Below are 21638 nucleotides of genomic sequence, written 5' to 3'. Positions count from 1 at the left end.
ATATTTATATAATTATAATGCTATTTATTTTGTTTGTTCAATCGGTTGCATTTTGATGTATGTTTATTTTAATTTAAATAACTTCTAATTAAAATAAAACTCCTGCAAATTCCAAATGTTTTACAGAAAAAGATCTGCGCAATCCGTGAAATCTGCGGGAGATTTATTATTTATTGAAGACTATTGTACTTCAAAAATATAGGTTTTGCCTTTCTCAGTATCAAAATCAAAAACCTGAGTTTCAGGAACGGGAAAACCTTTCAATTCAGCTTGATCAGAAACCAAAGGAGTTTTAATGGTATTAATCTGATAATATTCATTCGGGTTTTCTCCTGTTGCAGGTTTCAATTGAGCTTTGGTGGCTGAAGTTCTAGAAGCCACCATCACATCTTTAGCAATTCTAATTCTCGCATTTCCTCCTAAAGTAGATTTTATAACTAATTTCGTCAGCTTAGAATTTTTCCAATCCATATCAACTTCAAATCCACCTCTTGCTTTTAAACCTTTAACAGAACCATTTGGCAAAGCATCAGGAAGAGCCGGTAAAATATAAAGATAGCCGTCATAGCTTTGGAGCAACATCTCTGCAATTCCCGAAGTACATCCAAAATTTCCATCAATCTGAAACGGCGGATGGGCGTCCAGAAGATTCGGATAAGTTCCGCCGGATTGCCCTTTTGTTTCCATCGGAGCAGGCGTTAATTGGTCTGAAATTAATTTAAAAGCACGATTTCCATCCAATAATCTTGCCCACCAATTCACTTTCCAGCCCATCGACCAGCCTGTAGATTTATCGCCACGATACATCATTGAATTTTTAGCTGCTTCCGTTAATTCAGGATTTCTGAAAGGCGAAACCTGCCCCGAAGGAAATAATCCGTACAAATGTGAGATATGTCTGTGTTTATCATCAGTTCGGTCCATATCTTTCAGCCATTCCTGTAACTGGGCGTGTTGCCCGATCTGCATGGGTGGAAGTTTTTGTAAGGCAGTTTTTACTTCATCCGAAAGATTTTTATCTTCATTAAGAACCTTTGAAGCATTAATAAAATTATTAAAAACATCAAACACCAACTGATTATCCATCGTTGTTCCCGCAGTAATTCCGACACTTTTCATATAGGTGTTTTCCGGCGACATGGAAGGCGAAACAACGAGATATTTTTTGGAAGGATCTTGCTGCAAAACATCCAGATAAAACAAAGCCGAACCTTTTAAAGCAGGATAATATTTCTTCAAAAATTCTTTGTTTCCGGTGTATAAATAGTGATTCCAAAGATGCTGTGTGAGCCAGGCTCCGCCCATTGGCCACATTCCGTAGAAACCGCCGTCCACAATTCCTGTGATTCTCCACAAATCGGTGTTGTGATGCATATTCCAGCCCCTGGCGTGATACATTTCTTTGGCAGATTCCTGCCCAGTTACCGACAAATCCTGGATCATATCAAACAACGGTTCGTGCATTTCACTTAAATTCGTATTTTCCGCAGGCCAATAATTCATTTCTGTATTGATATTGACCGTGTACTTGCTGTCCCAGGAGGGATTTAACTGATAATTCCAGATTCCCTGTAGATTGGCGGGCTGAGTTCCCGGTTGTGAAGATGAAATCAAAAGATAACGGCCAAACTGGAAATATAAAGCTACCAGATCAGGATCTTTTGAATGGGCAAATTCTTTAATTCTGACATCGGTTGTTTTTTTTGCCTGATCTGTTGTTCCCAAATTTAGGCTTACCCGATTAAAATAGTTCTGATATTTTTCTATGTGAGCTTTTAATTCAGCATCATATTTTTTGCTTAAAGCTGATTTTAAATATTCTGAAACTCTCTGATCCGGATTTCCTGAAATATCATTGTATTTTTTGAAATTGGTAGCGATCGAAACATAAATGACCACTTCATCTGCTCCGGAAACATGCAATTGGTTTTCAGTTGACGTCAATTTCCCACCTTTTAAAACAGGAACAGCAATTGTTTTGAAATTAATTCTGCCAGTTTTATTGTCAGCTGAACCGCTCGTTCCGTTAATTATTAGTCGATTTTTTTCTGTAAAAATTGATTTTTTCAAATGTGGAGTAGAAGCATTAATAGAGAAATCCAAGCCTCCTTTTTTACTGGAAGATAGTTTGATCACAACCACATTATCAGCAAAAGAAGTGAAAATTTCACGTTTAAAAGTCACGCCATTCACTTCATAAGAAACTGTGCTTAAAGCTTTTTCAATATCTAAAGTCCGGTTGTAGTTGCTGAAATTTTCATGACCTTTGAAATCCAGAAACAAATCGCCCATCGTTTGATAAGGCATTCCGTAATTCAGATCTTTTGGTGCGGCTCTCGGATAGGTTTTGTTGGAAAGTTTTTGCGCTTCTTCAAACCGACTCTCATTCAACAGTTTCCTGATTTTTTGGATGCTGTCGAACGTGTTTTTCGGAACATTATTTCCAGGTTCTCCCGCCCAGATTGTTTCTTCATTAAGCTGAAGATGTTCCTGTGAAACTCCGCCAAAAACCATTGCTCCTAGTTTTCCGTTTCCAATAGGAAGTGCTTCGTTCCAGTTTTCTGCAGGTTTGCTATAGGTTAACTTTAAATTCTGCTGTGCCTGAACAGAAATAGAAATAAAAGTTCCAAAAGCCAGTAAAAAGATTTTATGTTGAATGATTTTTAGCATTTTTATTTGTTAAAGGTGATTTTGATTGTTGTTGGTTAATTCGCAAAGGCGCAAAGCTTTTTTAATTTTTATAGTGCTTTAAGGCGCAAGGATTTTATCGAAGATAAAATTGATTATGGTGAAACTTGCTGAAAATCATCGATTTTCTTGCGTCTAAAAAAATTAAATATGTTTTAAATCTTTGCGCCTTTGCGAAAACCAACAAAAGATTATTTTAATTACTCATTACCAATTATTTATTACCAATAGTTTTCAGCCAATCTGAACATAATTTTTTCCAGTTGTCCGTCAATTCGGTTTTATTCATAATTCCGATTTTATGTTCACCCTCAGGAAAAATGAACAACGCGCCTTTCACTTTATTTTTTATCATTGCCTGATAATACAGAATGCTGTTCATCACGGGAACCGTTTTATCATTTTGCGCATGAATCAACAGGGTAGGCGGTGTTTTTTCCGTTACCCGGTTTTGCATAGAATATTCACTGATTTTTTCCGGAGAGGCATTTTCACCAAGCAAACTGTTGCGACTTCCCAGGTGTGCAAATTCGCCTAAGTCGATAACGGGAGAAACCAAAATCGCAAAATTCGGGATGGTAGAAATATTCTCCCAATCGCCTTTTAATTCTGTATAATCTGTAGGAATATTACTTGCCATTGCAGCCAAATGTCCACCTGCGGAAGTTCCTATCACACCAACCTGATCTGGCGAAATACCATATTGCCCGGCATTTTTTCTAAGATATTTTATAGCCGCCTGAATATCCTGCAACGGTGCGAGTTCTCTTTGCTTGACATCGGGAGAAATCGGTAATCTGTAATTTAAAACGAAAGCAGAAATTCCCAGTGTGTTAAACCATTTTGCAATTTGGAAACCATTCAGATCGTAGGTAAGTTTATAATATCCGCCACCGGGAATGATGATGACAGCCATCTGTTTTCTATCTTCTTTGGGAGGTAAAAACGCGAAAAGTTCGGTTTCTTTTATTTGTACAATTCTGCCGTCTTTTTCTTCGGTTTTTAATGATAATCCTTTGGAATTCGGCATCTGACCTTTTGGCCAAACGATAATTTTTTCCTGTGCAGGTATTTGATTAAAAAGTATAATTAATAGGATGAAAGCAGATTGTTTCATTGCTTTTTAATTTTTAATTGCTGTAACGTATATTTGCTAAACCTAACAGGTTTTTAAATTGGTTTAATTTTAAAGAATCTATATTTTTGGTTAATCGCAAAGGCGCAAGGATTTAAGTGTATTTAAATTTTTTAGAGCGCAAGAAAATCATAGATTTTCAGCAAGTTTTTACGGTAATCAATTTTATCGGAGATAAAATCCTTGCGCCTTAAAGCATTATAAAAATTAAAAAAACTTTGCGCCTTTGCGATTAGCCAACATTCCATATTAAGAATTAAGAAAATCTTCTCTAAACGGTGTAAAAGCATCAATCAGCTGTCCTTCTTCCAGACATTTTACCCCGTGAAAAATATTGGGCTGCGCAAAAAAACCGTCACCTTTCTGTAAGATTTTAATGTCTCCATCTACACTTACTTCAAATTTTCCCGAAGCAACATAAGTGATCTGCGAATGAAAGTGCTGATGCAAAGCTCCGATGGCATCTTTTTCAAATTTCACGATCACCATCATCACTTGAGAATTGTACCCAACAAACTGTCGGGAAACTCCTTCTCCTAAATCTTCCCACTCGGAATTACCGTCGAAGAATGGTTCTTTTTTAAATTTCATTTTGTATGTTTTGATTTATTATTTGATTAAAATTTTACGTCTAATTTGTCATTCCGTAGGAATCTAAACTATGTTTTTAACTGTTGATATTCCACGCTACACTTCGTTTCGCTCTGAATGACAAACAGACCGTTAAATGTTTTTGCATTTAAATTATTTAATATATTTTTCCAAGCCAATTTTCAAACTCTTCAAATCTTTCAAAGCCAGTTTTGCAACAGTTTCCGCGCCTAATTTTGATAAATGTGTATCATCCGCTTTTCCTTTTGGATAATATGGATTTTCACCCTCTGTAAAATGAAGGTGGAGTTTTTTAGAATTTTCCGGACCGTAAGAAATTTCCATCTGTTCTGTTAGCAATTGCATATCTACAAACGGAACCTTCAGATCATTAGCAACCATTCTTACCACTAAAGGATATTCTTTATGTGTATCAACCAAAACACCGTTTTCAGTGAAATTTCTTCTCACAATAGAAGTCATCAGAATCGGAGTAGCGCCTTTTGCTCTGGTTTCATTGACGTATCTTTCCAAATTGGCTCTGTATTGAGTATAAGGATTGGTGAATTTTGTAGAATCCTTGATTTTCTGGTCATTATGACCGAACTGAATAACTACAAAATCTCCCTTTTTAAGCTGTTTTTCCACTTTATCCCATCTTCCTTCTGTTCTGAAACTTTTTGAGCTTCTGCCGTTCATCGCATGATTCTGAACTTCAATTCCTGTTGTTAAAAATTGTGGTAAAACCTGTCCCCAACCGTGTTCAGGGTTTTTATCGGGGTTTTCCTTATTGGCCATGGTAGAATCGCCGATTAAGAATAATGTTGATTTTTGTGCAAATACTATTATTGATAAAAATAAAAATAGTAATGTTAATTTTTTGTTCATTGTAAATTTGATTTTTGTTAATTCTTTTGTCTTAAAACAAAAGAATCAAAAGTTCAAGACTTGGAAACTTCCGCTAAAAATGAGTTCTGTTCTCTAAAAATTCTAAAACTCGTGCGGATTGAATATTTCTGTTTTATTTCAATAGTTATCCCGCGCTTCAGACAGTAGAATTTTTTTAACGTTCACAGAGCTAATTTTCTTAACGCTCCATTTTCCTATGTCGGTTTTATTATGGTTATAATTACTTATCACCGATTACTTATTACTTGTTTGGATTCCAGTCATCAAAAATCTTTTCCAAAGTATAATTTTTCAAATCTTTTTTCGTCAATTGATGCGACCAGCTTACCCGTTTTGAAGTGTTTCCACCTTCACCTTTACTTCCGAATTCTGCATAATAAGCGGTTTTTTCTTTATCAGGAAACATTTTATCGCCTTTCCACGGATTCCAGCCTTCCGGAAGAATATGCTTTCCCATTTCCGTATTGATGAAAACTGTTTTTGCATACGGCCTCCAGGGTCTTCCCAAATAGACTTTTGTGATGCCTTCTTTGGCGGTTAATGTACAGTTGAAAAAGACAAAGCCGTATGGTCTGTCGGGTTCCGTTGCGGCTGCGGTGATGTAAGAATCGGCTAAACTTTTAATGGTGCAATTCTTAAAAACAACCGTTGCTTGACCGAAAATAAAGTCTGTCGTACCTTCAATATAGCAGTTTTCAAAATATTGTCTGCTGTGATTGGTTGCAGAATAAATCGTGTCCTGACAACCCAGAATATTCGAATTTTTAATCACAAAACGGTCACCTTCCACATGAAGAGAAACTGCCTGTCCTTCGTTGCACGAGCTGTTTTTAATGGTTACATTGCTAATTTTTATATCATCACCCATTACCAGTAAAGTGTAAGAATTGAATGTTGTCATTTTTTCATTAAACGGATCAGTTTTTCCTGAAAAATCGTTGTTGGTGATAATTGTATTGTCTTTATTTTCGCCTCCTAACGTGATTTTATGTTTTGAAGAAGGGATTGTGATTTTTTCGTTATAGGTTCCGGCTTTAATAAAAACCAAAGCTTCCGCAGCTCCCAAATCTCTTATAGAATTGATCGCTTTCTGAATCGATGTAAAATCTCCACTTCCGTCTTTGGCAACGGTAATTCTAACGTACGGATCATTTCCTGCTAAGAGAAAATTAGCAATCGAAATAAATAGAATTAAGAATATTTTTTTCATAAACTGATTTATTATTTTTTAACGCAAAGTTTGTTTTTCTTTATATTTATTTTTAGTGAGCTAAGATGAAATCAATAAATTGATTTTGATTAAGCGGGCGTTTTAGCCATAAGCTTCATCAGCGACTTGTCGCTTTCTTTGCCCCTTAAAATATTCATTGCATTAAATTAAATCTTTGCGTTAAATCATAATTAAATTACTTCAAAACTTTATTTAAAAAATCAACAGTATAATTCAATGTTTCTGTAAACCAGGGTTCTGCGCTCCAAAATGAATGCGGAGAACCTTTAATTTCATGAAATTCAGTCGGAATATTATAATTCTTCAATTTCTTCATCATATCGTCCCGACCTGCATGGAAACGGGGCTGAGAACTGTTAATGAAAAGGGTAGGAGGTGTGTTTTTGTCCACATACTCCAACGGTGAAGCTTCTGTCCAGTTTTTTAGATTGATATTTCTGTCACCATCCAGCCAATAAGAAGCGTAAGTACTTTCTTCAGCTTCGGGATGAATAAACGAAACAATTCCGTCAATATTGATGATTGCCTTCATTTTATTCTTTGGCTTTACGCCGACCAAAGTTGCGATTTGCGCACCTGCTGATTCACCTAAAACTGCCATTTTATTTTGGTCCAAAGAATATTTTTTTCTGTTTTTCTTTAACCAATTAATAGCTTCTTCAATATCTTCAACTCCGGCAGGATATTTTGCAACATCAGCCAACCGATAACCAACTGCGATGGCGACATAACCTTTTGAAGCCAATTCCATGGCCATGAATTTTTCATTTTCCTTGCTTCCTGAAATCCAGCCACCGCCGTGAACCATTGCAATTCCGGGGTACTTTTTGGATTTGTCGAGTGGATAATAGACGTCTGCTTTCATAGATATTCCGTTGATGTTTGCATATTCTACATCTTTATCAATCCCGACATTTTGCGGAACCGGTCGATCAATCGGAGTAATAAAAGGATGTTTTTTCTTTAGTTTCTCGTAAGTTGCTTCGTTGGTGTAAGGAGTTGCATTCGGCCGTTGAATCTGGCCGAATGCTATTGTTCCTCCCATTAAAAAAATAGAAATATAAGTATGCTTTTTGTTAAAAATCATTCGCTTGTGGAATTTTTTTAATACTATTTTTATTTTGAGTTGTTGGAAAATCGCAAAGACGCAAAGTTTTTTAATCATAAAGATGCTTTTAAGGCGCAAGAAAACCAAAGATTTTCAGTAAGTTCTAAGTGTTAAATTTTATCGAAGATAAAATCCTTGCGCCTTAAAAACGCAAAGTTTGTAAACTTCCTTGCGCCTTTGCGATACCAACTATTTAACTGAATTTTTCGCTACTTCCGTTGCAAGAGAAAATGCATCTTTATCATCTGCCACTTCCTTCGGTAACAATATGGGTCCCGATTTATTTCCTAAAACCTTAACAAACGGTTTGTTTTGAGATTCAAATTTTACCGTTGAAAGATTGATGTTTTTGCTGTTGTAAACCGTTGCTCCGGTTCCTTCAGAATATTTTAATGTAACATTTTTTAATTGAATTCCATCTGCATCTACGATTGTTAGAGCCTTTTTTGTGTCAAACTGAGAGTCTTCAATCACAATATTTTTAAGGTTCATTTCTGCTAAACCGAACAAAGTGATGGCTTCATAAGAATTAACTGCATTGATGTTTTTAAAGAAAATATTTCTAAAAATCGGAGTTTCCTCTGTTACGGGATACACCTTTTCCGGTGCTTTATTACCTTCTTTTTTCTGTCCGTCTTCCAAAACTGGTGAAGCGCCTTCATAGAACATATTAAAGCCAATTACCTGAGTTGGAATATTAATCATATCAATGTTTTTGATGTAAATATTTTCAACGATTCCACCTCTTCCACGGGTAGTTTTGAAACGTAAACCGATGTCTGTTCCGATAAAAGTACAGTCGGAAACGTGGATATTTCTCGCACCGCCGGACATTTCACTTCCTATAACAAAACCTCCGTGACCATGATAGACAACATTGTTTTTAATGATGACATTTTCTGTCGGCATATTTCTTTTTCTACCATCTTTATCTTTCCCTGATTTAATGCAAATCGCATCGTCACCAACGTCAAATGTGTTATCGTAGATTAAAACATTTTTACAGGATTCCAAATCTACACCGTCACCGTTTTGAGAAAACCAAGGATTTCGAACGGTAAGATTTTTTAAAATAACATTAGAACACATCAACGGGTGAAGATTCCACGCAGGAGAATTCTGAAAAGTAGGACCGTCTAACAGAACTTTGTCGCAACCTACCAAACTTACCATTACCGGACGAAGAAAATCTTTAACCGATTTTAGCTCTTCCTTAGAAATTTTATCAGGAACGTTGAAACTCGAACTGCTTTCAAATCCTTTTTTATAACTTTCTGAAGGATACCAGGTTTTACCGTCTGAAGATAAAATCCCGCCGGATTTTACAATCTCTTTCCATTCAGATTCTGCCATTTTGCTTTTCTTGATGGCTCTCCACGCATCACCGCTTCCGTCAATCACCCCTTTTCCTGTGATGGCAATATTGGTTGCGTTTCTTGCTGAAATAGGTGATTGACAACGGATTGTATTTAATCCTTCAAAACTCACATCAACCAAAGGATAATCGTTTTTGTCTTTGCTAAATATGATCAATGCACCTTCTTCTACATGGAGATTGATGTTGCTTTTCAACTCGATTGGTCCTGTTAACCACATTCCGCGGGGAACAACCAATTTTCCGCCTCCTTTTTTAGAAAGATCATCGATTGCTTTTTTGAAAGCTTCTGTATTTTTTACATTTCCGCCTGCAACTCCGCCAAATTGTGTAATGGAAACCGTATTTGCAGGAAAAGAAGTTTCTGTGACCTGCGGCATTTTAAACTCAATATTTTTATAAATATCCAGATTTTGAGCGTGTATGTGTCCTGAAAACATCATAACTGCGACTAAACCAATAATTGTAAGAGACTTCTTCATTTTATTTTTGTTGAGTTTTAATTAATTTTTTAAATTCCTGATAAACAATTGCTGCCACGACTTTTGCACCTTCCGGCTGAAAATGCGTGTTGTCTTTCTGACCTTTCGGATACGCTTCATACACATTCTCCGGAAGATTCATGAAGTAATGGTTTGTTGTGAAATCTTGCCCTTTGTTCGTAAAATAGTCAATGGACAATTTGTTTAAATCGATGTACGGAACATTCATTTCTTTAGCAATATCAATTGGAGCTTGCGCATATTCTCCGTGTACATTTTCGAGTTTTCCTTCTTTCCAGGGGTAATTTCTGGCAACAGGTGTCAGGATAATAGGATTTCCACCTTTTTGCCTTGTTTGGGTTACAAATAACCTTAAAAATTCTTTATAACCTTCAATGTTTACATATCGCTCCGTATGTTTTTCAGAGCCGTCATTATGACCAAACTGCATGAAAACATAATCATTCGGCTGCAAATGTTCATATACATATCTCCATCTTCCTTCCTGGAAAAAAGTTCGCGTACTTCTTCCGCCATGGGCTCTGTCGATAATGGCAACAGAATCTGTTGTAATTGCAGGTTTTAAAGAAGCCAAACTGTCTTTTACGAAAAACGGCTGAAAAACCTGCCCCCATCCTGTAATTGGATACCGGACTTTCATATAATCTTTTCCGGGCTCGTAATTCCCTGTATAATCTGCCATTGTAGAGTCACCGATAAGATAGATATGCGTGATTTTTTTATTGTGTTTTGCCGTTGACTTTTGTGTCTGAGTTTGTGCCTGACATGCAGACAACAGCAAAACGACGTATAAAAATGAAATAATATTAAATTTTCTTTTCATTATTAATATATCTTGTTGGTTATCGCAAAGGCGCAAAATTTTTAATCTTAATTATGTTTTAAGGCGCAAGAAAATAGAGATTTTCAGCAAATTTTACAGTGTTAAATTTTATCGAAGATAAAATCCTTGCGTCTTAACGCATGTGCCTTAAATTTTCTTTGCGTCTTTGCGATTCACCAACTGTAATTCTAGTTTTTAGTAATTCTAAACCAATCAAAATCCGCATATCCGCCACGTGGAGCTTTTGCTGTGCTTATGCTGTACAAACCGACTTTAGCACCAATCCATTTTCCGGGTTTTGCCTGAAAAACATCGCCAACCTTGATGAAATTTTTTCCGTTTTCGCTGTAGCTGAAGTGGCATAAACCATTCGGTTCGTTCACATTTACTTTTAAATACGCTTCGTTTCCTTTTAATTTTATTTCAGATAAAACCTTTTCTTCACCGCCTTTATCCGCTTTTTCGGCTCTTCTTAACTGTAAATAAAATCCGTCCGGTTTATTGGTAATTACAATGGATTCGTGATCTAATCCCATCACCAAAAGTCCGGCTGTTTTTCCTTCTTTGGCATCTTCCGGCATTAATTTAACCTTTGTGGAAGCTATAAAATTCGGAGCCGGGAATTTTTGAGTTAATAAATTCGGAACATTCCACAGATTTTTTTCTCCTTCAGGAACTTTCATCGAGAATAATCTTAAAAATTTTTGTCCGGGAAGTTTGGATGACCAGACAATATTTTCATTCGCACTCCATTGCCATTGGACTCCTAATTTTTCGCCATCAAACTCATCCGTTTCAGGTGGATTTACGATAGGGTAGGATTGTCCGACGTTTGGTTTTTTATAGCTTAAAACCGGTTCACCGATTCCATTTTCATTATTGTCAATTCCGATGATTGGCCAGTCTTTTTCCCATTTCATCGGTTGTAAATGAACGATTCTTCCGCCTGCATCAATATCCTGAAAATGGTAAAACCAATCTTCACCGGAAGGTGTATCAACCCAAGCTCCCTGGTGAGGTCCGTTGATTTTTGTTGAACCTTGCTCGAGCACAACTTTTTCTTCGTAAGGACCATAAATATTTTTTGATCTCAGCACCAATTGCCATCCTGTAGCGACTCCGCCTGCAGGTGCAAAAATGTAGTAATAGCCATTTCTTTTATACATTTTAGGACCTTCAACGGTCGGATGAGCATCATGACCGTCGAAAACATGAACTCCTTTATCCAGAACTTTTGTTCCTTCCGGATTCATTTTATTTACTGAAAGCAAACTTTTCACTCCTGCACGGCTTCCCGCCCAACCGTGAACTAAATACGCATTTCCGTCATCGTCCCAGAACGGACAGGAATCGATCAAACCTTTCCCTTCCATGACCAAAACGGGCTTTTCCCAGGTTCCCAGCGGATCTTTGGTTTTCACCATATAAATTCCGAAATCGGGATCGCCCCAATAAATATAAAATTCACCTTTATGAAATCTGATACTTGGTGCCCAAACGCCGTCGCCTCTTTTTGGCGTAGAAAAATGTTCGCTTGGAAGAACGTCAGGAAGTGCATAATTCACTAATTTCCAATTAACCATATCTTTTGAATGAAGAATAGGCAACCCCGGAGCTTCATTGAAACTTGAAGCGGTCATATAATAATCTTCACCGACACGAATCGCGTCCGGATCGGAATAATCTGCGTACAAAACAGGGTTTCTGTAATTTTTTCCCTGATCGGCTGTCCAGACTTCAGAAACATAGTTTTTTTCCTGCGCATACAAATAATTTGATGCAACAGAAAAGACTGTGATTGAAAGTATATTTAAAATATTTTTTGTCTTCATTAAATCAGATTCATTTTATTTCGTTTTAGTAAATTTTAACGCAAAGAGCGCAAAGATTTTTTTGCAAATAATGCTGTTGATTTTAAGTTCGCAAAGGCGTTCTACTTAGCAAAAGGTGAGTATTTTATCCTTTATTTTTCAAATTCTAAACTTGCCAAAATGAAAGGTCCTGTTCCTTTGGCATCGTTGGAACGAATTTCTTCATTTACATAATATTCGTATGAGCCATCTCTGTAAGGTTTACCGCCTAAACCTGCGACAGCACAGCATTTATTTAAATTTACTACGCCATTTTCATCGACGGTAATTAAATTTTTAATGATCCCGTCATAACCTTTTTTGGCAGCTGCTTTATAAGATTTTGGTAAATATCCGTTGTTGACAGACTTTATCATCGTGTAAACAAACATTGCTGAAGCAGTTGCTTCTTCATAATTACCATTTGCTAATGGCTTGTCCAATACTTGATACCAAAGTCCGCTTTTCTTGTCCTGAACCTTGATGATGGCATCTGTGTAAGATTTTATGTAAGAAATTAATCTTGCCCTTCCCGGATGATTTTGTGGTAAATAATCCAGCACATCCACCATTGCCATTCCGTACCAACCCATTGCTCTTCCCCAGAAATTCGGGGAAAGTCCGGTTTCTTTATTTGCCCAGGCCTGTTCTTTGCTTTCATCCCAGGCGTGATATAACAAGCCCGTTTTTTTGTCTAAAAGATTTTTTTGAACCGAATCGAACTGGAAAACAATATCATCATACGCTTTTGTAGCTTCTGCACCTTTTACAAAATCCTTTGTGTAATGCGTGTAGAACGGCATTCCCATGTAGAGGCCATCCAGCCATACCTGGTACGGATATATTTTTTTATGCCAGAAAGACCCTTCTTTAGTTCTTGGCTGCCCGTCAATTTGTAAACGAAGAGTTTGAAGAGCTTTCAGGTATTTTTCTTTTTTCTCTTTTTCGTAAAGGTATAAAAGAACATTTCCGCTGTTCAGAAGATCGATATTGTACTTCTCCATGTCGTAGGTAAGGATTGTACCGTCTTCTTTTACCAGTTTTTCTCCGAAATCACTGATGTAGTTGTAATATTCTTTTTTACCGGTTTTCGCGTATAATTGTTCAGCGGCATCCAATACAATCGCTGATGGATAGGTCCATTTGGGACTTTTGCTGAAATCAAGCATCCAGGATTCCGGGAAACGATGCATTTCGGAAAGGAGCATTCTTTCAGACCATTTCAGATTGGTTGGAACAATTTTTCCGGATTTTGAAGTTTCTGTTGCAGGTTTTGAAGTGTTTGCAGGTTTTGTTTGCGCGCAGGCCAAAAACATTCCTGAACCTAAAGCTGCAAATGCCAATAATTTTATGTTGTGATTAATGAAATTCATTTTTTTAAACTTTAAAGTTGATTATTTTTATCTAAAATGTTCAGTTTTTATCTAAATTTTGGTAGATGATTTTCGTTGAATTTAATAAAGAATTTCATGGTTATTAGTTTTGTTTTTCAGTTATTATGGTAACAAGATCATTAAAATAAACTTCAATATTGTCGTAGTCTTCGTCTAAATCTCTTCCGTTGGCATTGCCAATTTTTGGATTTAATTGATGCTTAATTTCCCATTCATCAGGCATTCCGTCGCTATCTGAATCGGGTAGGGGCTTTCCCGGGTTTAAGTTTGGAAAGCCGCCGACATCTTTTTGAGAATCGATGATGCCGTTGGTGCTTCCTTTTGAACCTTTGTAGGTAAAACTTCCGTTTTTTACATCTTTCAATACATGGAGATCAACAGCATCTCTCACTAAACTTGCTCCCCCGATCTGTAAAATTTTCTCATACGCTTCTTTCGCAGAATGGGTGATGACATTGCTCTGAATATCATGTGGCTGATTGAGCTTTATGAAACTTTTATCCTTATCTGTCAAATTATAAGCTTTCATCTGACCGAAAACACCTTCCGTCCAGTTATCCTTCGTGATTTCCGGGTTTCCTTCTATAACATTTCCGTTGATGTAATATTTCCCCCAGATGTTGTAGACTTCTGTCTCAGGTTTTTCGTTTTTATCGATGGCAACAATTCTCTGCTTTGTGGTGGTTGCAGGTCCCGGTTTGTAGTAATTATTGACGATATTCACGTTCATTCCTTCACCGCCGTACACATTGTTATGTCCCCAATTGTAGATCACATTATTCCTGAAATCGGTAAGATCGGTTAATGCAAATTTACTTCCTGCATATTCCCCTAATCTGGGATTTCTGCTGTCATGGTGAGCGTACATATTATGATGAAAAGACGCAAATTTTCCGCCTGCAATTCCGCCGTAACCGTGAGGACCTTTCTTATGGAAAGAATTTCTCAAACTTTCTGCAATTACGCACCATTGAAGCGTTGTGTTTTCATTAACATAAATGGAAACCGTCTCGTCCGTAGACCAGCTCATCGAGCAATGATCAATAATTAAATTTTTTATAAACCTGGCACCCAAAGCATCACCTTCATGTTTTTTCTGATCCCCCATTCTGAATCTCATGTAGCGAATAATCAAGTTGTCTGCACCTACAAAAGTTTCGTAATTGGCAACGGTAATTCCGTCTCCGGCAGCGGTTTGTCCGGCAATGGTGACATCTCCTTCTTTTATTTTTAACGGTGATTCCAAGTAAATCGTTCCGCCTGTTTTAAAAACAATATATCTCGGACCTTTTTGGTCTAAAGCATATCTTAAAGTGCCTTCTGAACCGTCATCTGTCAATTTATCAACAACATAAACCTTTCCGCCACGACCGCCTGTTGTATATCTTCCGAAGCCTTCTGCGCCGGGAAAACTTAGAACGTTTTGGGCTTCAACAAAAGTCAAACTTCCGCATAAAATCCCTATCGTCATTATTTTTGTGAAGTGTTTTATCATGATTGAAAATTCTTTTTGATGTTGATTTTTATCTTAAAATTTATTTTAAACTTTTTTTCGGATTCCAGTTGTCATTTGCTTTAAGGATATTTTGCGTTGTATAGTTTTTACTATTTTCTTTACTTAATTGATGTGACCATGAAACTCTTTTTGCCGCATTCGCTCCTGTTCCTTTTGAATTAAATTCTCCATAAAAAGTTGTCTTTTCAGCATCGGGTTTGCTCCAATTGTGCCATCCTTCGGGTTTTATGCTTGAATTCATTTCGCAATCGATGTACACTGTCTTTGCAAAAGGCCTCCAGGGTCTTCCTAAATAGACTGAATTTTCTTTCGCATTTCCAATGATTTTTGAATTGATAAAGACAAAGCCAAATTCGCTTTCCTGTGGGGTAGAAGCGGCTGTGACGTAGCTTGCGCTTTCTTTAGAATAGACCGTGCAGTTTTCAAAAACAGCTGTTCCGGCTCCGAAAATATAATCGGTTGTACCTTCGATATAGCAGTTTTCAAAGTAATTTCTTGAAGGTTTTGTTTTATCTGTTAAATCCTGAGCTCCTTTTAAATACAAAGTATCCTGATTTCCTAAGAATCTGCAGTTTTCAAAAGAGATTCTATCACCTGAAGTCAATACAGCAACGGCTTGTCCTACTTTTCCTGAACTGTTTTCAAACGTAATGTTTTTTGCCGTAAAGTCGTTTGAGTAAATAAAAACCGTTGAAGAACCTGTGGTGCCGATATCTTTGCCTTCCGGATTCTTTTTTGATGCGAAATCATCGTAAGTAATAATTGTATTTTCGGGATGTTCTCCTTCTATCAAAATGGTTCCTTTTGTTTCGGGAACGGTGATTTTTTCTTTGTAAACTCCGGCTTTAATTAAAATTTTAGTTCTTGTTCCAAAACCATTTTCAATGGCATCGATAGCCTGTTGTACTGTGGTATAGCTGCCTTTTCCGTCTTTTGAAACCACGATTATTTTATCTTTGGTTTTAAAAGAAAGAAGACTTAACAATACGATTGAAAAAATTGAAAATGTTTTAAAATTTTTAATAAAAGTGGAAGTTTTCATTACATAAATTTTGAGTTAAAATACAGACTTCTCTTTGTGGGAGGAAGCCTGTATTTCTTTGATATGAATGTGAAATTTTTTATCTAATACCCATAATCTTGTGTAAGATTGTAGTTGGAATTAACTACATCTAATGCGATTGGAAGCAATTCTTTTCTGTTTGGCTGGAAATAATAGGCATAGCTCTTTACAGGATCACCACTGATATACGGCTGTGTCATGGCAAGCCTCCAGTTTACCTTTGTGTACCCGGAAGGTGTTGCCACACTTTGATTCGGATTATAGAAAACATCAGCCTTTGTAATTCCATTGGCCGTATAAAAGTCGATATCCAATACATTTTGCTGTGCTGTTTTTGTAGGTGTGTACGCTACTTTTTTATAGAAAATATATTCAGGGACATTGGCATAAGCTCCTGTACCGTTCATAAACTGCGTAAGCTTCTCTCTGGTTTCGTTAATCTTGGTTTCTAACAAATTCCAACGGATCAAATCATATTTTCTAAGTCCTTCTCCACCAAATTCCAACTGTCTTTCTTTAACAATAAAATTAAAGAATTCGTTTTTAGTCGTTGGGATTGTTCCCACCTGACCCAAATTACCGGCATAAGCTCTCTGTCTAACAGCTAAAACAGCACTGATTGCATCTTGTGACGGTCCGCTGTGAAGCTCGTTATCTGCTTCTGCAAATATTAATAAAATATCAGAATATCTTAATAACGGCCAGTCGATCCCCAGGTTTTGAGACGTTCCTGTAATAGACGTCCATGATTTTCTGAATTTACCGTCATTCCAGTTGATTGCTGTTTGAAGCTCCTGCTGTTTTGTAGTATTTACTCTGAATATGGCAATATTAACGTCTCTTCTTAGATCATATTTTGTAAATTCATAAAAATAGACGGGGATTGCACTGATTCCTCCTGAAGATTTCCAATCTGTATCATCGTGTCGTAAACCGTTGTAATAACCAATTTTACTATCTGTTCTGGAATTTCCTCCGAACGCTCCGATAGCATATATTACCTCATTTGTCGCATCCTGGCTGTTGGTATGCAAAGATCTGAACAGGTTTTCATAACTTGGGTTGAGCTGATGCTGCCCGGAGTTGATGATATCTTTACATTCATCATAGGCAATCTGATAATATTTTTGAGGATTGGTTCCCTGCATCATTTGCTGTGGGCTTCTTCTTAACGAATATCCTGCTCTTGCCAAAGCTATTCTTGCTCTCAGACCTTTTACAGCTCCTTTTGAGACTCTTTGCGAGGTTGTATTACCTTCTGATTTCCACGGAACAAAATTTTCTGCTTTTAATAGATCATCAAGTATTTTATCATAAATGACATCCCTGTCTGTTTTTGCAAGGTATAGATTTGGAAGATCAGCAGATGGAAGCTCCTGAAATGGCACATCTCCCCAGTTTTTTATAAGATCATGATAAAAATGAGCTCTTAGTGTTAAAGCTTCACCCAAATATCTGTCCATTAATTTTTTATCAGCCTCTGAACCTGTCTGGTATACGGGAGAAAGCGGAATGTTTTTAATGACAAGATTAGCTCTTTCGATACCGGCATAGGTATCTAAAAAAGGTCTTAAAAGCTCAGTATTTGTGGGAATAGCCCCGAAGCAGCTTACGCCTCTTCTGTCGTTGGCATTATAATCACCGGAAGTTCTTAAATCATCACCTGATTGCGCTAAAATAAGATTCATTCTCTGACCATAAGTGTTATCACCCATCGTACTGTTGTATACACCCACTAATGCAGAGAATGTATCTGAAACAGAATCAAATTGCTGTTTTTCTACGGTATTGGATAAACTTTCTACTTCCAGATAATCTTCACATGAAGCGACGGACAGTAATCCTGCAACGGAAAATAGAATTGTTAAAAATTTATTTTTATTCATAATATTAGGTTTAAAAAGTGATATCAACTCCTGATAATATAAATCTGCTACGTGGATAAGCTGCATAATCAACACCAGGTGTCAATGGGTTTCTTCTCGTGTTTGCCTCAGGATCGTACCCGGAATATCCTGTGATGGTAAATACATTGTTCATGGTAAAATATAATCTGAAATTTGAAAGACCAAGCTGTTTGGTGAATTCTTTTCCAAGGGAATACCCAAGGGTTACGTTATTTAGCCTTAAGAAAGATCCGTCTTCAATTGCATAAGAGTGTAAGAAGTAAGCGCCTGCAGGAGGAGTCCATCCTGTAGTATTGGCATTTAATGCTGCTAATGCAGTCGGATCATTTACTTTTATACCCGCATCATCGAACCATCTCCATCTGTTAGCAACTTCTGCCAGCATGTTATTGTCTTTGTAAAGATATTGCGTAGAATATTCTATTTTATTGGCATTATACACTTTATTTCCTACGGAGAAATTGAACATTAAGCTCATATCCCAGTTTTTATAACGGAAAGTCTGATTGAATCCGCCATAGAATTTAGGTTGGGCATTTCCTAAGTCTGTCATGTCCTGATTATCAATGATGCCATCATTGTTAAGGTCCTGAAGTTTAAGATCTCCGGGCTGTATAGGCTTTGCCCCGTTGGCAGCGGCAGAAGCATTTGGAACACCAGCTTTTAATGTATATACTTGTGTTGTAGAATTATAATCAAAGTCGTTTATTTCATATCTTCCTGCCGTTACATATCCCCAATAAGTACCTACCGGCTTACCAACCTGTACTAGGAAATCATTCAGGTTATTCTGCCAGCCGGACGGATAATAGTAAAAATTAGAACTTGCAGAAGTGTTATTTCCTAAGCTTTTGATTGTATTTTTATTGGACGAAATATTAGCATCAATTTTCCATGTGAAGTTTTCTTTACTAATAATAGTACTTCCTACGGAGAATTCAATACCCTTATTGGTAGTACTTCCGGAGTTTTGGTATTGATATTCATAACCAGTAGTCTGGGGAATTTTCGCCAAAAGCAAAAGATCTTTCGTATCAGTCTGATAAACATCAAGAGTACCGTATATTCTTCCGTTAAATAGTCCGAAATCCAACCCTGCATTTTTGGAAGTCGCAGTTTCCCATTTCACGTTTTTGTTGGCCATGATGTTACCTGTAGTAGCCCCGGGCGTCACATTAGTTCCAAAAGCATATCCATAGTCTGAAGAAGTAATAAAGAATGTATCATATAAGAAAGCACCAATTCTGTTGTTTCCGGATAAGCCATATCCTACACGAAGTTTTAATTCACTGATAGTTTTACTGTCTTTTAAGAAATTTTCTTCAGTAATTTTCCATGCCGCAGAAGCTGCCGGAAAATATCCCCATCTGTTTCCGGGTCCGAATACACTGGATCCGTCTGCCCTCATGGAAGCGGTAAGGATGTATTTGTTATTGAAAATATAGTTGGCTCTTCCAAAGAAAGAAGCTAATCTGTCCGGAGCTCTTCCTGCTTTTGGAGCATCCTGTACGAGTCCGCTGGGTGGTGAAGCCGACTGAATATTGGCAAATGCTTCTTCTGCACTTATGGATTTCGGAAACCATTTAATATTAATTGCTAATGATTCACCGTCTGTTTTTACAATTTCCTGTCCTGCCAATAAGTCCAGTTTATGTTTTCCAAATGTTTTTCTGAAATTTAAAGTATTGGTGTTGGTAATTCTCCTTGTCTGGGCTTTACTCAGGAATACCACAGGCTGGTCATTATTCTGTCTTGCAAGGCTGGTTACCGTACCTGAAAACTGATTTACAAATTCGTCTCTCTGTACATATCCTATAACACTTCTGAACGTAAAATCCTTATTGATTTTATATTCTAAAGTTCCATTTAGCATCAGGTCGTTTCTGCCGTTTTCCTTAACTTCATTATTTGCCAGCAAAACAGGATTAACCAGGTTGGTCTGATCTGCAAATAAAGGATCAAATTCATCAACATCCACTGTTGAACCTCCTTCAAAAGGCTGATATCTTACGGCATTTCTTAACCGGTTGGTACCCTGTGACCCTGTAGAAGATGTTCCGGCCCCGAAAATGGTTTGTCTGCTGTATCTGGCATTTAAAGTAAGACTTAGTTTCTTTGAAATATCATAATCATATTTGAAATTGGCCATATTCCTTTTAAAGCCTGAGCCAATCATAATTCCGTCTTCCTGTACATTATTTAATGATAATGAGAAAGATGATTTCTCAGTTCCTCCTGTAAGTGAAAGATTATGAGTAAAGTTGAACGCTTCTCTGCCGAACACTTCATCCTGCCAGTCTCTTTTCTTGATATCTTTATATTTTCCTAAGTCTTCGAAAGTTCCATATCTTGTTTTAAAGGCATCAATATCTGTCTGTATACCAGCTTTGTTGTATAGCTCGTACTGGTACAGCACATATTGATATGGATCCAACACATCAATAGTGTTCTGTATTGATCTTACTCCTAAAAACCCATTATAATTAATAGAGGTTTTGGCTTTCTTACGGCCTCCTTTTGTGGAAATGAGAACTACACCATTGGCGCCTCTCGCTCCGTAAATACTGGTGGATGAAGCATCTTTTAGAACTTCAATGGATTCGATCTCTTTGGGTGATAAAATAGACAGTGCATTATCCATCTGAACACCGTCTACGATATATAGCGGAGCATTACTGCCGGTAATTGAGTTACCTCCTCTGATGACAATATCTACATCCGCTCCGGGGGAGCCTTCACTCAGAGAAACCTGAACTCCGGCCATCCTTCCCTGAATTGCTTCTGCGGCATTATTGGAAGGCATATCTTTTATGGCTTCTGCTTTTACCGAAGAAACAGCATTGGTAACGTCCTTTTTAGAAACTTTAGTATAACCTACCAGAACCACTTCATCGATATTGGTTCCTTTATCCTTCTGCGTCTCCTTTTCTTGAGCCATGGCCAGGACAGGAAGTAAGAAGAAAGACAGATATAACCACTTTATTGATTGTACTCTTTTATCCATTTTGTATCCTTATAGTTTTAATTTTGGTTGAAAGCTTTTTTTTCAATCGTTTTGTCTTGTGTGGATTTGTAAGTATTCTACTGTCTTTTTAGTGGTAAATATTTTCTGAAAGATTTACACATTTTAGAGTGCAATCGATTGCGTAAATTTTCAGAATAAATATTCTTGGCTTCTAAAGTAATATTATTTTTCAATACGCAAAGAAAAAAATATTATTTTTTCATTAATTTGATGCTCTTGGGATGGTGGAAGTTGTAAAATGTTTAGTGCTATTATTTATATAAAATGCTGTAAGTTAATAATTTGTTAATTTGAATGCTACCACAAATAGTTTTATAAAAAAATCAGTTTTCTTTATTATTTATTAATTTAAAACTTAAAATTTACTTAAAATTTATCATTTTTTGCTCTTAAAAATTTCCCAAAAATGATACTGAGGATTAATCTTTTTACAATTTTACTGACTTTTGTCATCTTTTTAGAGTTCAAATTTTAATCAAATTTTATACTTGATACTAATTATTCTTATTATGTATAATAT

At 36.7% G+C, this 21638-nt stretch carries 14 protein-coding genes; all 14 read right to left on the bottom strand.

All coding sequences use genetic code 11. From position 1 onward, the window contains the following. Positions 1-180 precede the first annotated feature (180 nt). Entirely contained in the window at positions 181-2670 is a 2490-nt protein-coding gene (locus LQV47_RS22285; RefSeq protein WP_230041322.1) for a glycoside hydrolase family 95 protein, read from the bottom strand. 232 nt (positions 2671-2902) lie between these two features. Then, positions 2903-3805 (bottom strand): alpha/beta hydrolase, encoded by a 903-nt coding sequence (locus tag LQV47_RS22280; protein WP_230041321.1) that lies wholly within the window; start codon positions 3803-3805, stop codon positions 2903-2905. A gap of 267 nt (positions 3806-4072) precedes the next feature. Further along, complete coding sequence (locus tag LQV47_RS22275; RefSeq protein ID WP_230041320.1) at positions 4073-4414, bottom strand: cupin domain-containing protein; 342 nt, start codon at positions 4412-4414, stop codon at positions 4073-4075. A gap of 153 nt (positions 4415-4567) precedes the next feature. Next, entirely contained in the window at positions 4568-5302 is a 735-nt protein-coding gene (locus LQV47_RS22270) for a rhamnogalacturonan acetylesterase (protein WP_230041319.1), read from the bottom strand. 262 nt (positions 5303-5564) lie between these two features. After that, the gene (locus LQV47_RS22265; RefSeq protein WP_230041318.1) at positions 5565-6533 is read right to left on the bottom strand and encodes a pectinesterase family protein; all 969 of its coding nucleotides are present in this window, start codon (positions 6531-6533) and stop codon (positions 5565-5567) included. Between the two features lie 196 nt (positions 6534-6729). Next, positions 6730-7641 carry an alpha/beta hydrolase gene (locus LQV47_RS22260; RefSeq protein ID WP_230041317.1) on the bottom strand — a complete coding sequence of 304 codons (912 nt, stop codon included), beginning with the start codon at positions 7639-7641 and terminating at the stop codon, positions 6730-6732. A 210-nt stretch (positions 7642-7851) separates the two neighbouring features. Next, positions 7852-9519, bottom strand: coding sequence for a glycoside hydrolase family 28 protein (locus LQV47_RS22255; protein WP_230041316.1), 1668 nt, complete (start codon positions 9517-9519; stop codon positions 7852-7854). A gap of 1 nt (position 9520) precedes the next feature. Continuing rightward, positions 9521-10363 (bottom strand): rhamnogalacturonan acetylesterase, encoded by an 843-nt coding sequence (locus LQV47_RS22250; RefSeq protein WP_230041315.1) that lies wholly within the window; start codon positions 10361-10363, stop codon positions 9521-9523. Between the two features lie 188 nt (positions 10364-10551). Beyond that, positions 10552-12195 (bottom strand): glycoside hydrolase 43 family protein, encoded by a 1644-nt coding sequence (locus LQV47_RS22245; protein ID WP_230041314.1) that lies wholly within the window; start codon positions 12193-12195, stop codon positions 10552-10554. Positions 12196-12326: 131 nt separating this feature from the next. Next, complete coding sequence (locus LQV47_RS22240; RefSeq protein ID WP_230041313.1) at positions 12327-13586, bottom strand: glycoside hydrolase family 88 protein; 1260 nt, start codon at positions 13584-13586, stop codon at positions 12327-12329. Positions 13587-13689: 103 nt separating this feature from the next. Continuing rightward, a complete protein-coding gene (locus LQV47_RS22235; protein WP_230041312.1) occupies positions 13690-15102 on the bottom strand; it encodes a pectate lyase in 1413 nt (470 codons plus the stop codon). A gap of 40 nt (positions 15103-15142) precedes the next feature. Then, the gene (locus LQV47_RS22230; protein ID WP_230041311.1) at positions 15143-16165 is read right to left on the bottom strand and encodes a pectinesterase family protein; all 1023 of its coding nucleotides are present in this window, start codon (positions 16163-16165) and stop codon (positions 15143-15145) included. Positions 16166-16248: 83 nt separating this feature from the next. Beyond that, positions 16249-18072: a RagB/SusD family nutrient uptake outer membrane protein gene (locus LQV47_RS22225; protein WP_230041310.1), complete on the bottom strand. Its 1824-nt coding sequence runs from the start codon at positions 18070-18072 to the stop codon at positions 16249-16251. 10 nt (positions 18073-18082) lie between these two features. Further along, on the bottom strand, positions 18083-21097 hold the full coding sequence (locus LQV47_RS22220; RefSeq protein WP_230041309.1) for a TonB-dependent receptor: 3015 nt from the start codon (positions 21095-21097) through the stop codon (positions 18083-18085). Positions 21098-21638: the final 541 nt, after the last annotated feature.

The organism is Chryseobacterium sp. Bi04 (assembly GCF_918698085.1).
Taxonomy (GTDB): Bacteria; Bacteroidota; Bacteroidia; order Flavobacteriales; family Weeksellaceae; genus Chryseobacterium.
The sequence above is the reverse complement of the archived record's forward strand: the minus strand, read 5'-3'. Positions and strand labels throughout refer to the sequence as shown.

Excerpts from the sequence above, each read along its gene's own strand:
- LQV47_RS22285 (WP_230041322.1), bottom strand. The coding sequence starts at position 2,670 with ATGCTAAAAATCATTCAACATAAAATCTTTTTACTGGCTTTTGGAACT.
- LQV47_RS22280 (WP_230041321.1), bottom strand. The coding sequence starts at position 3,805 with ATGAAACAATCTGCTTTCATCCTATTAATTATACTTTTTAATCAAATA.
- LQV47_RS22275 (WP_230041320.1), bottom strand. The coding sequence starts at position 4,414 with ATGAAATTTAAAAAAGAACCATTCTTCGACGGTAATTCCGAGTGGGAA.
- LQV47_RS22270 (WP_230041319.1), bottom strand. The coding sequence starts at position 5,302 with ATGAACAAAAAATTAACATTACTATTTTTATTTTTATCAATAATAGTA.
- LQV47_RS22265 (WP_230041318.1), bottom strand. The coding sequence starts at position 6,533 with ATGAAAAAAATATTCTTAATTCTATTTATTTCGATTGCTAATTTTCTC.
- LQV47_RS22260 (WP_230041317.1), bottom strand. The coding sequence starts at position 7,641 with ATGATTTTTAACAAAAAGCATACTTATATTTCTATTTTTTTAATGGGA.
- LQV47_RS22255 (WP_230041316.1), bottom strand. The coding sequence starts at position 9,519 with ATGAAGAAGTCTCTTACAATTATTGGTTTAGTCGCAGTTATGATGTTT.
- LQV47_RS22250 (WP_230041315.1), bottom strand. The coding sequence starts at position 10,363 with ATGAAAAGAAAATTTAATATTATTTCATTTTTATACGTCGTTTTGCTG.
- LQV47_RS22245 (WP_230041314.1), bottom strand. The coding sequence starts at position 12,195 with ATGAAGACAAAAAATATTTTAAATATACTTTCAATCACAGTCTTTTCT.
- LQV47_RS22240 (WP_230041313.1), bottom strand. The coding sequence starts at position 13,586 with ATGAATTTCATTAATCACAACATAAAATTATTGGCATTTGCAGCTTTA.
- LQV47_RS22235 (WP_230041312.1), bottom strand. The coding sequence starts at position 15,102 with ATGATAAAACACTTCACAAAAATAATGACGATAGGGATTTTATGCGGA.
- LQV47_RS22230 (WP_230041311.1), bottom strand. The coding sequence starts at position 16,165 with ATGAAAACTTCCACTTTTATTAAAAATTTTAAAACATTTTCAATTTTT.
- LQV47_RS22225 (WP_230041310.1), bottom strand. The coding sequence starts at position 18,072 with ATGAATAAAAATAAATTTTTAACAATTCTATTTTCCGTTGCAGGATTA.
- LQV47_RS22220 (WP_230041309.1), bottom strand. The coding sequence starts at position 21,097 with ATGGATAAAAGAGTACAATCAATAAAGTGGTTATATCTGTCTTTCTTC.